Consider the following 12,804-nt stretch of genomic DNA (forward strand, 5'->3'; position numbering starts at 1 on the left):
ACCAGCCTTGAAGAAAGAGGGGAACCTCATGGATCAATTTTTAACAGTCAATGTGGTGACACCTGCTGGTTTGGTTTACGATCATCACGCGAAAATCGTGGTTGCACGTACGACAGATGGTGAGATCGGTATTTTGCCGCATCATGCCCCAATCATCGTTCCTTTGACGATTGATGAAGTCCGGGTCAAACGGATCGATTCAGATACTCACGTCGACTGGGTCGCCGTCAATGGCGGTATCCTTGAAGTGCGGGACAATGTTGTCTCCATCGTAGCCGATAGTGCGGAGCGTGATCGTGATATCGACGTTTCACGGGCAGAAAGAGCAAAACAACGTGCAGAACGTCAAATCGAAGAGGCCAAACAAGTCGAAGATATCGACCAGCTTCGTCGCGCAACAGTTGCTTTGCACCGCGCCATTAATCGAATCAACGTGTCAAAACATTCCTAAAAAAACAAGGGCATCTTGCCTTTGTTTTTTTTTATTCGAGAAAACGTTTTAAAAACTTTTTAAAGTCTTTTCATGAAGGTTTCAAGAAAGATTATTTTTTATCTTGACATCTTTGTGGTATGATAGGAATGTTCAATTATGAAAAAGGAGCAGGAAGTATGCAAGTGTATGGAATTGATGCAATCATTCGAATCGTGAGTCATTTAGCGTTCATCTATTTAGCATTTTGGGCATTGCAATCTGTGCGGATCGATGCTTTTTTTAAAGCCTTACGAACGACTCAGATACGAATGGTCATGGTGTTTCTTGCGATTGCATTAGGCTACACCGCCAGTACTTTTTTCCTTGAGTTGATTGCGTTATGTCGTAATTTATTTTTAACAGGTTTTTAAGAATTTCATTAATATATGCAAAAACACCGAATATTATGCTATAATTGGCAAGATTTGTGTGAGTCACTGCATTATTTGGAGGGAACATAAATGGAAGAGATGATCGTTCAAGGTGGTAATCGATTAACTGGAACAGTGAAGATCGAAGGGGCAAAAAATGCTGTTCTACCTATCTTAGCGGCAAGCTTATTAGCGGAAGAAGGAACAACGACATTAACAAATGTACCGATCCTTTCCGATGTATTAACAATGAAAGAAGTGATTCGGCATTTAAATGTCGCAATCGATTTTGAAGAAGAAAACAATACGATGACGATCGATGCATCACAAGAGTTAGCGATCGAAGCACCTTATGAGTATGTAAGCCAAATGCGCGCTTCAATCGTAGTCATGGGGCCTTTGTTAGCCCGTAATGGTCATGCCAAAGTGGCAATGCCTGGCGGCTGTGCAATCGGCAAACGACCAATTGATTTGCATTTGAAGGGATTTCAAGCACTAGGCGCTCAAATCATCCAAAAAGATGGATACATAGAAGCGATCGCCGATGAGTTAAAAGGCAATAGCATTTACTTGGATTTCCCAAGTGTCGGCGCAACGCAAAATATCATGATGGCTGCGGTAAAAGCTAAAGGTATCACCATCATTGAAAACGTCGCTCGTGAACCTGAAATCGTCGATTTAGCAAACATTTTAAACAAAATGGGTGCCAAAGTCTTTGGTGCAGGAACCGAAACGATGCGTATCGAAGGGGTCGATCACCTTCATGCGGTGGAACATTCGATCGTCCAAGACCGTATCGAAGCAGGAACCTTTATGGTTGCAGCAGCGATGACCCGAGGAGACGTCATTATTAAAGATGCGATCTCAGAACACAATCGTCCATTGATCTCAAAATTGATCGAAATGGGCGCAGAAGTGACTGAAGTAGCTGAAGGGATTCGTGTCGTTGGACCTGAACAATTGAAGGCAACAGATGTGAAAACAATGCCTCATCCAGGTTTTCCTACGGACATGCAAGCGCAAATGTCTGCTATTCAACTTTTAGCAGCTGGAACGAGTGTTGTGAACGAAACTGTATTTGAGAACCGTTTCCAACATTTAGAAGAAATGCGTCGGATGAATGCTCATGTCAAAATAGACGGCAACGTAGCAGTGATCGAAGGCGGCCATGAATTGCAAGGTGCGCTGGTCTATGCAACGGATTTACGTGCAGCAGCAGCGTTAATTTTATTAGGTCTACGTTCAACTGGTCGGACACGTGTCCGCAATCTAAAATATTTGGATCGTGGCTATTACAAATTCCATGAAAAATTGCAGCAATTAGGTGCTTCTGTGGAACGAGTTTCTGAAGCAGTTGAAGAAACCGTACCAGTAAACGCATAGTAGGAGTAGGAGAGAATAAAGTGAAGTTGAACCGTTACATTCTAACTAGCTTGATAAAAATTCTAATCGTCATATTATTAGCTATTTTATTGTTCTTAGCCGGAACGATGATTGGCTATGGGGTGATTGGCGACGGTAGTCCTTTTAAAGTCTTCTCTCCAAGTCTTTGGAATCATATCTTTGAGTTTATGAAGTAACCCCAAACTAGGACTTATGCCTCGTGCTGAGTCCTAGTTTTTTCTATCTGTCTTCACTGAATCGTGATCATAAAAAGAAAGGTTGGCAAGAAATGAGTAAACTTTTGATTGGCTTTGTTCGTTTCTATCAACGTTTTATTTCCCCATTATTTCCTCCGAGCTGTCGTTATTATCCGACTTGCTCAGGATACATGATCCAAGCGATCCAAGTCCATGGCGCAGCCAAAGGAGGTTTGATGGGGGTAGCTCGTATCTTACGCTGCCATCCCTTTGTAAAAGGCGGTATAGATTACGTACCCCAGACGTTTACTTTAAAACGAAATACGCAAGACAAAGTCAAACCAACGTACCGTTATCGGAAAAGTTAAAAGGAATCAACAAAAATGTAAAAAAGGAGCCAAAAAGCCATGATTCGTCCAATCGACTCTAATGAAGCGTATCCTTGGGCGTTGCTGCTGGATGCAGATCCTGAAAAAGCAGTCGTAGAAAGCTATCTATATAATAGCCAAACACTTGTTTATGAAGAAGCTGGAGAAATGATTGGTGTGCTAGTTTATCAAAATCAAGGCAACAATTGGGAGATTATGAATGTGGCCGTTTCTCCAGAAAAGCAAGGAATGGGCATTGGTCGTCAATTGCTGCAAGCTGCCGAAGAAGCGATCCTCAGTCAACACCTTGGGGCAAAACGGCCGATTGTAGTGATCAAAACTGGTAGTCTGCCCTCTGCAGCCCTGACTTTGTACCAAACGCAAGGCTATGTTGAAAAAGACCGGATGGAAAATTATTTCACCACTCACTATGCTGAACCGATTTTCGAAAATGGGCAGCAGTTGATCGATCAAGTTATTTTGGAAAAGCAGCTCTAATCCCATAGAGACAGTCTATGGCGATTTTAGGCTGTTTTTTTTATTGTTCTCGGAAATCGCTTTCTTCAAGTGGGGACTTACGGTAAAATAGATAGTATCAGAATAATAAAGGATTGAGGGAAAAAAATGGCGATTTTAGTCTTTGATATGGGTGGTTCAGCAGTAAAATATGGCGTCTGGGCACAGGATTCTTTGGTGAGTAAAGGCAAATTTACTACACCAAGCACGTGGCAAGAAATGAAAGCCCAGTTGCAGCAAGTAAGAGCAAGCGTAAACGAAGAGATCGAAGGGGTCGGGATCAGTGCTCCAGGTGCAGTCAATGCCCAAGAACGTCGAATCGACGGTATCAGTGCGATTCCTTATATCCATGGGTTTGACATCTACTCTGAACTCGAAGGAGTGTTTGGGGTACCAGTAACCATCGAAAATGATGCTAATTGCGCTGGGATGGCTGAATTCTATCAAGGAGCGGGCAAAGAGTATCAGCAAGCAGCTTTCGTTGTGATCGGAACAGGCGTTGGCGGTACCCTGTTTCAAAATGGTGAGCTAGTCCGTGGGGCACATTTATACGGCGGTGAATTTGGGTTGATGATTTTGGATCAAGGCAAAACATTTTCGCAACTAGGGACAGCGGTTCAGATGGCTTGGCGTTATTGTGATCGAATTGGTGTAGATCGAACCACAATTACCGGCGAAGAGGTCTTTCAACGTGCAGAAGATGGGGATGCCATTGCGATCGAGGAAGTCAATAAATTTTACCGCTATTTAGCGCAAGGACTATTCAGTATTCAATTTGCTTTTGATCCTGAAGTGATCATTATCGGTGGCGGTGTCAGTGCCAAAAATGGCTTGTTAGAAGAAGTGAATCAACGGTTGAAAAAAATGTTGGCAGATCAAGCTTTAAATGATTTTGTCCCACTGATCAAGCTATGTGACTATCGCAACGATGCCAATCTAGTTGGGGCGGCAGCCAATTTTCAAGCATTGTATCCACGAAATAGCCGCTAACATCTTGATGTAATGTTTTCAAACGTCCTTTTGACAAAAAATGAAGCAATTCGAAACGATCAAAAAGTAAGCAAAGGAAAAAAAACTTTGCTTGCTTTTCTTTTTGTTCAAAAAAATGAAAAGCGATTCCATTATTGATGGAACAGTGTTTTAAAAACACCATTTTTTCCTAGTAAAAAAAATAAATTCTGAATAGGTGAAATATTCTGATAATTCGTTGACATTTTCCAGATTTTTCAGTATATTGGATAACATATTCAGGGGAAGTGAAGGAGAGGAAAATTATGAAAAAGAAATTTGCGTTTTTGTTTGCGAGTTTGTTTTTGTTGACAGCATGTAGCGCTGGACCAACAGGTGGATCAACGGATGGCAGCGGGGCTGCTGAAGGTGGCAATAAACAAGAGGGAGATACCATCAAGATCGGAACCAACTTAGAGTTGTCAGGAGCCGTAGCTGCTTATGGGACGGCTGAAAAAGAAGGAATCGACTTAGCAGTAGAAGAAATCAATGCTGCCGGCGGTATTCTTGGAAAACAAATTGAAATTATTTCGAAAGATAACAAATCAGATAACAATGAAGCTGCAACGGTAGCAGCCAACTTAGCTACAAATGATAAAGTTGTAGCCATCATTGGTCCAGCAACTTCTGGTGCTACGAAAGCGGCTTTGCCTAACGTGACCAGAGCACAAGTACCAATGGTTACACCTTCAGGTACTGACGATGCGATTACTTATACTAGTGGGAAAGTGCAAGAATTTGCCTTCCGTTCTTGTTTCCAAGATAGCTTCCAAGGAACGATCTTAGCGAAATATGCGGCTGAAAATTTGGATGCATCAAAAGCCGTGATCTTGGGAGACAACTCAAGTGATTACGCAATTGGATTGACGGAAGCATTTAAAGAAAGTTACCCAGGCGAAATTGTCTTAGAAGATAACTTTACTGAAGGCGACAAAGATTTCCAAGCAGTTCTTACAAGAATCAAAGATGTCGACTTCGATGTCTTGTTCATTCCAGGCTACTACACAGAAGCTGGTTTGATCATCAAGCAAGCGCGAGAATTAGGAATTGATCAAGCAATCATTGGTGCCGATGGATTCGGTGATGAAAAAATGGTTCAAACAGCTGGTGCAGAAAATGTCAGCAATGTTTACTATACCGGTCACTTCTCTACCAAAGCACCAGCAAACGACAAAGTTGAGCCGTTTGTGGCAGCTTTCAATGAAAAGTATGGCAAAGAACCTTCTGCTTTTAATGCGTTAGCCTATGATGCAGTTTACATGATCAAACAAGCAATCGAAGATCAAAACTCAGCAGATTCATTGGCAATTGCAGCTGGTTTGTCTGAACTGAAAGACTTTGTCGGCGTGACAGGTGAAATCACAATGGATGAAAATCATAACCCTGAGAAATCAGCAGTTGTTTTAGGATTGACTGACGGGAAGGAAACCTCCGCAGACACTGTGGAACCTTAAAAACCTGTAGTTGTTTGGCAGTGAAAACTGGGACAGACCTGATGTGTTTGTCTCAGTTTCTTTTCTCTAATGAGAAGAACCATAATAAATGATATTGGAAGTGAGTATATGGAAATGATGATCCAACAATTGATCAACGGCTTGTTTCTAGGCAGTATCTACGCCTTGTTAGCGTTGGGTTATACGATGGTGTATGGCATCATCAAGCTGATCAACTTCGCCCACGGAGAAGTTTATATGATTGGTAGTTTTATCGGTTACTTTTTGATCAATCAATGGCAATTGGGCTTTTTCCCAGCGTTATTCATTTCGATGATCGCCAGTGCAGCACTTGGGGTAACGATTGAATTTTTAGCCTATCGTCCTTTGAGAAATTCCACGCGAATTTCGGCATTGATTACGGCAATCGGGGTTTCTTATTTTTTGCAAAATGTCATGATCTTTTTCTTTTCTGCCAATGTGCGCCCGTTTCCGCAAGCAATCGAACGAAAAACCTATTCCATCGGGTTTGTTCAAGTAAGTAATGTCCAGTTATTGATTTTGGCTGTTTCGGTTACCTTAATGATTCTCTTGCAATTGATCGTGAAAAAGACCCGTATGGGAAAAGCGATGCGTGCAGTAAGTGTTGATGCAGATGCAGCGCGTTTGATGGGGATCAATGTTAATCGAACGATTTCCTTTACCTTTGCCTTAGGCTCGGCTTTAGCTGCAGCTGGCGGGATGCTGATCGGTTTGTATTATAATTCCATTGATCCATCAATGGGGGTCGTTCCTGGTCTGAAGTCTTTTGTTGCGGCGGTTCTCGGCGGGATCGGGATCATTCCTGGTGCAGCTTTAGGCGGCTTTGTGATCGGTTTAGTGGAGACAGCAGCGACAGCGCTTGGTTTTTCTGATTACAAGGATGCTTTAGTGTATGTCATTTTAATAATTATATTGTTGGTTCGTCCAGCTGGGATCCTCGGCAAAAATATCAAAGAGAAAGTGTAGGTGGCAGAAATGAAAAAGAATTTACGTTACAACTTAATCTGGCTCGCTCTGGCAGCTATTCTTTATTTTGGATTATTTGCAGCCTACAATGGCGGAATGATTAATTTGTTCTCTGATGCGATCATCGTCAATATCGGAATCAATATCATCTTGGCAGTCAGTTTGAATCTAATCATCGGCTTTTCAGGGCAATTCTCCTTAGGACATGCTGGGTTTATGGCAATCGGTGCTTATGCTGGCGCGATCCTGTCGGCAAGCAATCCAACCTTTGGCGGCTTTTTAACTGGTTTACTAGTGGGGATGCTGGTTTCAGGTGCAGTCGCATTAGTGGTTGGGATTCCGACCCTCCGTTTAAAAGGCGACTATCTAGCGATCGCTACCCTAGGTGTGGCAGAGATCATTCGGATCTTGTTGGTGAACCTACGAGGCTTGACCAATGGTCCTGCTGGAATTTTCGGATTGCCCCAATTCAGTAATTGGCAGATCGTCTTTCTCTTTGCCGTTCTATCGATTCTTGTCGTTTCAAACTTTATCCATAGCGGACCAGGCAGAGCGACTTTAGCGATTCGGGAAGATGAGATCGCTGCAGAATCGATGGGGGTCAACACAACGAAATACAAGGTAATTGCGTTTGTGATGGGGGCAGTGATGGCAAGCATTGCTGGTACCCTTTATGCCAGCTATCAGCAGTCGGTTTTTCCACGAGATTACGGTTTTATGAAATCGATCGATGTGTTGATCATCGTCGTTTTTGGAGGGCTTGGGAGTACCACAGGAGCGGTTGTTTCGGCAGTAGTGCTAGGAATCTTAAACATGTACTTGCAAGGCTTCTCTGATTTGCGCATGATCATTTATGCATTGGCTTTGATCATCATCATGATCTTTAAACCAAGCGGACTTTTAGGGACCTGGGAATTCTCCGTAAAAGGACTGTTGGACAAATTTAGAAAAAAGGGGGATGACAACGATGCCTCTATTAGAAGTTAAAAGCTTAACGAAAAACTTCGGTGGTTTAGCTGCTGTTTCTCATGTAGACCTCCATCTAGATACCAATGAGCTGGTCGGGTTGATTGGACCAAACGGTGCCGGCAAGACAACGCTCTTTAACCTCCTGACAGGTGTTTATGAGCCTAGTGAAGGCGAAGTGCTTTTTGAGACCCAAGGTAAGCCAAAACGTTTAAATGGCGTGAAGCCTTATAAAATCGCGGATTTAGGCCTTTCAAGAACCTTCCAAAATATTCGCTTGTTTAAAAACTTGACCGTAATGGATAACGTCTTGATCGCTATGAACAGTAAGCATAAAGAAGGACTACTGACGAGCATCTTGCGTTTGCCAAAGTATTACAAAAACGAAGAATCCATGAAGAAAAAAGCCTTAGAGCTGTTACGGATCTTTGATATGGATGGCAAAAGCCAAACGTTAGCGAAAAATTTGCCTTATGGCGAGCAACGCCGTTTAGAGATCGTACGCGCATTGGCTACAGAGCCAAAAATTTTGTTTCTTGACGAGCCGGCAGCGGGGATGAATCCTCAGGAAACAACAGAACTGACAAAGCTGATCTATAAGATCCAAAAAGATTTTCAATTGACGATCCTCTTGATCGAGCATGATATGAGTTTGGTCATGGAAGTGTGCGAACGGATCTATGTACTGGAATACGGGCAAGTCATCGCCCACGGTGAACCAGAAGAGATCAAAAACAATCCACGGGTAATCGAAGCCTATCTAGGAGGGGAAATCTGATGCTGGAAATTCAAAATTTAAGTGTTCACTACGGCATGATCCAAGCAGTTCATGATGTTTCCTTCCACGTCAATCAAGGAGAGATCGTTTCGCTGATTGGTGCCAATGGTGCCGGAAAAACCACGATTTTACGGACGATTTCTGGATTGATCCGTCCTTCAAAAGGCTCCGTCACTTTTGAAGGAAAGCAAATTGAGAAAGAAGCACCGCAAAAAATCGTCGCAAACGGCTTGTCGCAGGTGCCAGAAGGGCGGCACGTCTTTTCCGGTTTGACGGTTCAAGAAAACTTAGAGATGGGCGCCTTCTTGCGTAAAGACAGTGGTGTCAAAGAAGACTATGAACAAGTTTACCGCAAGTTTCCTGTATTGAAAGAACGCCTCTCGCAAGATGCGTCGACATTATCTGGCGGTGAGCAGCAGATGTTGGCAATGGGGCGGGCATTGATGTCAAAACCGCGCTTGCTTTTGCTGGATGAGCCATCGATGGGCTTGGCGCCAATTTTTATCAAAGAAATTTTTTCCATCATTCAAGAAATCAAGCAGCAAGGAACGACTGTGCTGCTGATCGAACAAAATGCGAAAATGGCTTTATCGATTGCTGATCGCGGCTATGTATTAGAAACCGGGAAAATCGTTTTAGAAGGTACCGGAGAAGAATTACTAGCAAGCGATGAAGTAAGAAAAGCGTATCTAGGAGGTTAAATAATGAGCGTAAGTGATTTTATGACGAAGACGGTCATCACCGTCGATTCACAAACACCGATCTTTGATGCAATAGATGTGATGAAGCAGCACGATATCCATCGTCTACCTGTCGTTGATGATGGCAAATTAGTAGGGTTGATCACGGAAGGAACGATCGCTGAAGCAACCCCCTCAAAAGCGACAAGTTTAAGTGTTTATGAAATGAACTATCTCTTAAATAAAACGACAGTCGCTGATATCATGTTGAAAAAAGTGACTACGATTGAACCAGATGCACTATTAGAGGACGCCATTTCCGTCATGCGTAGTGAGAACGTGGGGGTTTTACCAGTCATGGATGATGATGACCTAGTGGGAATCATTACCAACAATGATATTTTCGATGCCTTTTTGAAAATCACTGGCTACCACGATGGCGGAACCCGAGTATCGATCGAGATCACGGATGATCATGTGGGGGTTTTAGCAGACGTGACGAAACTCCTTGCCGATCATCAAATGAGTATTTTGACGATTGTGGTAAATCGGATGGCACTAAAAACAGTTGTTGAGATCCAAGTAGAATCACGGCAAGTCGCAGCAATCGAGAAAATTTTAAGTGATGCAGGCTATACCGTGACGAGTGCTGTCTTGACGAACCAGAAGTGATCTAAGGAAAAGTAGCTGATCGTAAAGATTGGCTACTTTTTTTACTTCTAGAAGAGATTTTCTTTTTCTTTTGCTGCTTTTCTGTTAAAATAGGAAGGTGCTGTAAAGAAAGAGGTGCAACCATGTCTAAGAAAAATAAAGATATCGAAGTACGTATTGAAGAAACAACAAAAGCCATTCATGGCAAAGACTATACCGTCAATGAATTATTCATCGGAAAAAAACGCATTGGTGAGATTTTAACAACTGGACCAAAAGAATTTCAAAGCTTTTTAGGGGATGAAGATCTAGGTTCGAGCAGAAGCTTAGAAGCTGCCATCGAGATGATTATTCGTCAATGGAATTTACATGAATAATTTCTAGAAAAATTTACTTTTTGCTCTTGCAATTTGTTATCTTTTTCGGTATTATAACTATTGTCAGGTTTGAGAAAAACCTTTTGGAGGAGTAGCGAAGTGGCTAAACGCGACGGACTGTAAATCCGTTCCTTAGGGTTCAGTGGTTCGAATCCACTCTCCTCCACCATTATTGGGGTATAGCCAAGCGGTAAGGCAACGGACTTTGACTCCGTCATGCGTTGGTTCGAATCCAGCTACCCCAGTCAAAGAGATACGTAGAAAAAAACAGCAAGCACTCTTGCTGTTTTTTTGTTATTTAAAAAGAATCGTGTTTTTTATAAGTACTTAAAGAAACAGGAGACTGATATGGAAGAAGCCACTTTCAACAAGCTAGTTTCTACGAAATTGAAAAAAGCAATGGTTGCTTTGGGGCATTTCTATGAAACAGGCATGGAGTGGAACGGAAAATCACAGTCGATTCTTTCACAGAAATTTCTTTCAGAGAATTTAAAATATTTGGGCATTTTTGGTTCTGTTTGGTATACTTAGGCAAATCAGCTCCTTTGAGAGAACCATTTTATAGCATGAGAAACGAGCGATGACAGGAATATTGCTGATTTTCGGAAGTGATAACTTTACTAGATGGGGGCTTAACGAAGATGGGAAATGAAACGACTTGGGAGAACACAGACCGCCTTTATCTGTTGTGTCAACCAATCATGCAGGTAAAATCGCTAAGTCAGCAAGAGGTGAATGGCTATGAAGTCTTGCTACGTAGCGAGAAGAACAACCGATTTCCACAGCAAGAATTCAGCACAATGATTCAAACTGAAAGTGGCAATCAGCAATTGATGAGATGGTATGCCAAGGAATTGCGGCGTTTATGCAAAAAAAAGCCGGAAACCCGCTTTAGTGTCAATATACATCCACAACAGCTGCTGTGGCAGTCTACGTGGTCCTTTTTTGAAACGATGGCTGTTTATAAGGCGCAGTTGCAGATTGAATTGACGGAACACCCCGTACGCATACAGCAAGAGTCATTTGATTTGTCTGTAGCCATTGCAAAAATTAAAGCTTATGGTTATGTGATTGCGGTCGATGATATCGGTTGCGGACAAAATACCCTCTCGTTGGTCTTTGCCAATCTTGCCAGCGTTGATTGTTTGAAATTTTCGTTGTTACCGTTTATTCAGCTTGATGAGGAGATTGGCTTCAGCTTTTTGGCTTGTTGGTTGAAGGTTGCCCAAAAATATCAGCTTGAGCTGATCGTTGAAGGGATCGAGAACCGCGAAAAAATGGTCCAGTTGCTTGAGATGGGGGTGCATTTGCAACAAGGATATTTATGGTCTAAAGGAGAGCGATTGTGATGGAATGTTAGAACGAGGCGTGCTTTTGGCGTTTGGTTTGCCGCTGATGATTGCCAGTTTACTGGTGACCGCAGATGTTTTTGTACGAAGTGTGCAAAAAATATCGGTTTCTCGTCCATTTAAGTATTTTATTATTGGTATTCTGACGTTTACGCATTTGTATTTTATTCTTTCTTTTTCAATGAATTCAGTTGGGTTTATCTGTTATCAATACACAACTGCTTTTATTGCGAGTCATTTTTTCTATGGTGATCGTGGCAAGATCTTGATTTTGATAACGCCGTGTATGGTCGTTTTCTATTTACTGTTTGTCGGTTTTTCTGACATTGGCAAAGCCTTTTATTTACCGCTATTAGGTGTCGGTGTCTTTGTCCTTGATTTTCTCTTATCAAAAATCAAGTCGCTGCGTCCGCAACAGCAATTTTATATGATGTATTTTTTGACCTGCCTGCTCTCACCGCGTTTTTCGATGCTAGTCCATCATACGACGACCTATGACTGGGAAGCGATGCTGGCAGTATTTGTTGGTTCTTTCGTGCTGCTAGGAAGTTTCATGTGGTTGCATCGATTGATTGAGGGGCAAGAATACCAAGTACTGGCAGAGTTGGCGAATAGTAAGATCGATGCGTTGACCGGCTGCTTCAACTATGGGACCTATAACCACGATCTGCTTCAAGCCGTTTCACAGAAAAAGACTGTGACGATCGCCATGATCGATCTCGATCATTTCAAAAAGGTCAACGACCGTTATGGTCATATCGCTGGAAATGAGCTGTTGAGAACCTTTGCCACACGGACGACTACTTTTTTAGAGGCGCATTTTGCCGAGACCTATTCCTTTTATCGTTATGGCGGCGAAGAGTTCTGTGTCGTGATCGAAGGGGATGTCAAAGAACAGACCGTAGCTGCGATGACGACGCTGTGTCAAACCATTTCCAGCAGTATGTTTCCTGTCGCCAATTTTGAAAAAGGGACGATGTCTTTGTCTTGCGGCGTTGAAGCGAGCACCGTTTGTCATGGGGATATCTTGGCAGCCGTTGAAAGAGCCGATCAAGCACTCTATCTCGCAAAACAAAGTGGTCGAAACCGGGTGTGCACCTTGCCTGAGACGTAAAAAAATAATGGAAAAATAATTTACACAAATTCACAAAGAATTAAATGTTTATGCACAAAAAGTTAGTAATAATAAAGAAATAATGTTATTTATTTACAAAATATACATTTTGATTATTTTATTTATCTTGAGA

The 12,804-nt window shown here is 42.3% G+C and carries 17 protein-coding genes and 2 tRNA genes; all 19 read left to right on the forward strand.

The features are described 5' to 3' along the window. The first annotated feature begins 28 nt into the window (after positions 1-28). The 19 genes from IGI89_RS09365 (at position 29) to IGI89_RS09455 (ending at position 12,671) form a co-directional block, all read left to right on the forward strand. A complete protein-coding gene (locus IGI89_RS09365) occupies positions 29-451 on the forward strand; it encodes a F0F1 ATP synthase subunit epsilon (protein WP_005228716.1) in 423 nt (140 codons plus the stop codon). A 158-nt stretch (positions 452-609) separates the two neighbouring features. Continuing rightward, positions 610-843 carry a DUF1146 family protein gene (locus IGI89_RS09370; RefSeq protein ID WP_008380880.1) on the forward strand — a complete coding sequence of 78 codons (234 nt, stop codon included), beginning with the start codon at positions 610-612 and terminating at the stop codon, positions 841-843. A gap of 90 nt (positions 844-933) precedes the next feature. Further along, entirely contained in the window at positions 934-2,226 is a 1,293-nt protein-coding gene (gene murA / locus IGI89_RS09375) for a UDP-N-acetylglucosamine 1-carboxyvinyltransferase (RefSeq protein ID WP_142437618.1), read from the forward strand. 20 nt (positions 2,227-2,246) lie between these two features. Next, positions 2,247-2,423 carry a DNA-directed RNA polymerase subunit beta gene (locus IGI89_RS09380; RefSeq protein ID WP_005228723.1) on the forward strand — a complete coding sequence of 59 codons (177 nt, stop codon included), beginning with the start codon at positions 2,247-2,249 and terminating at the stop codon, positions 2,421-2,423. A gap of 92 nt (positions 2,424-2,515) precedes the next feature. After that, positions 2,516-2,791: a membrane protein insertion efficiency factor YidD gene (gene yidD / locus IGI89_RS09385; protein WP_008380886.1), complete on the forward strand. Its 276-nt coding sequence runs from the start codon at positions 2,516-2,518 to the stop codon at positions 2,789-2,791. A 39-nt stretch (positions 2,792-2,830) separates the two neighbouring features. Beyond that, the gene (locus IGI89_RS09390) at positions 2,831-3,289 is read left to right on the forward strand and encodes a GNAT family N-acetyltransferase (protein WP_005234382.1); all 459 of its coding nucleotides are present in this window, start codon (positions 2,831-2,833) and stop codon (positions 3,287-3,289) included. Positions 3,290-3,415: 126 nt separating this feature from the next. Further along, positions 3,416-4,297 (forward strand): ROK family protein, encoded by an 882-nt coding sequence (locus tag IGI89_RS09395; protein ID WP_005234383.1) that lies wholly within the window; start codon positions 3,416-3,418, stop codon positions 4,295-4,297. Between the two features lie 284 nt (positions 4,298-4,581). Beyond that, entirely contained in the window at positions 4,582-5,769 is a 1,188-nt protein-coding gene (locus IGI89_RS09400) for an ABC transporter substrate-binding protein (protein ID WP_008380891.1), read from the forward strand. Positions 5,770-5,877: 108 nt separating this feature from the next. After that, positions 5,878-6,756, forward strand: coding sequence for a branched-chain amino acid ABC transporter permease (locus IGI89_RS09405; RefSeq protein WP_008380893.1), 879 nt, complete (start codon positions 5,878-5,880; stop codon positions 6,754-6,756). A 9-nt stretch (positions 6,757-6,765) separates the two neighbouring features. Further along, positions 6,766-7,743 carry a branched-chain amino acid ABC transporter permease gene (locus IGI89_RS09410; protein WP_005228744.1) on the forward strand — a complete coding sequence of 326 codons (978 nt, stop codon included), beginning with the start codon at positions 6,766-6,768 and terminating at the stop codon, positions 7,741-7,743. Continuing rightward, positions 7,724-8,500 carry an ABC transporter ATP-binding protein gene (locus tag IGI89_RS09415; RefSeq protein ID WP_008380898.1) on the forward strand — a complete coding sequence of 259 codons (777 nt, stop codon included), beginning with the start codon at positions 7,724-7,726 and terminating at the stop codon, positions 8,498-8,500. Before IGI89_RS09410 ends, IGI89_RS09415 begins: the two co-directional genes overlap by 20 nt. Beyond that, the gene (locus tag IGI89_RS09420; protein ID WP_005234392.1) at positions 8,500-9,201 is read left to right on the forward strand and encodes an ABC transporter ATP-binding protein; all 702 of its coding nucleotides are present in this window, start codon (positions 8,500-8,502) and stop codon (positions 9,199-9,201) included. Before IGI89_RS09415 ends, IGI89_RS09420 begins: the two co-directional genes overlap by 1 nt. Before the next feature lie 3 nt (positions 9,202-9,204). After that, entirely contained in the window at positions 9,205-9,852 is a 648-nt protein-coding gene (locus IGI89_RS09425; RefSeq protein WP_142437615.1) for a CBS and ACT domain-containing protein, read from the forward strand. A gap of 122 nt (positions 9,853-9,974) precedes the next feature. Then, the gene (locus tag IGI89_RS09430) at positions 9,975-10,208 is read left to right on the forward strand and encodes a DUF2969 domain-containing protein (RefSeq protein WP_005228752.1); all 234 of its coding nucleotides are present in this window, start codon (positions 9,975-9,977) and stop codon (positions 10,206-10,208) included. 85 nt (positions 10,209-10,293) lie between these two features. Continuing rightward, positions 10,294-10,377 (forward strand) — tRNA-Tyr (locus tag IGI89_RS09435). Positions 10,378-10,381: 4 nt separating this feature from the next. Next, positions 10,382-10,453, forward strand: a tRNA-Gln gene (locus IGI89_RS09440). A 103-nt stretch (positions 10,454-10,556) separates the two neighbouring features. Continuing rightward, on the forward strand, positions 10,557-10,739 hold the full coding sequence (locus tag IGI89_RS09445; protein WP_086297747.1) for a hypothetical protein: 183 nt from the start codon (positions 10,557-10,559) through the stop codon (positions 10,737-10,739). A 110-nt stretch (positions 10,740-10,849) separates the two neighbouring features. After that, entirely contained in the window at positions 10,850-11,557 is a 708-nt protein-coding gene (locus tag IGI89_RS09450; protein WP_005234399.1) for an EAL domain-containing protein, read from the forward strand. Between the two features lie 4 nt (positions 11,558-11,561). Next, the gene (locus IGI89_RS09455; RefSeq protein ID WP_313151540.1) at positions 11,562-12,671 is read left to right on the forward strand and encodes a GGDEF domain-containing protein; all 1,110 of its coding nucleotides are present in this window, start codon (positions 11,562-11,564) and stop codon (positions 12,669-12,671) included. Positions 12,672-12,804 lie beyond the last annotated feature (133 nt).

The sequence above is a fragment of the Enterococcus sp. AZ141 genome, from assembly GCF_051714385.1.
GTDB classification, from domain to species: domain Bacteria; phylum Bacillota; class Bacilli; order Lactobacillales; family Enterococcaceae; genus Enterococcus_D; species Enterococcus_D entomosocium.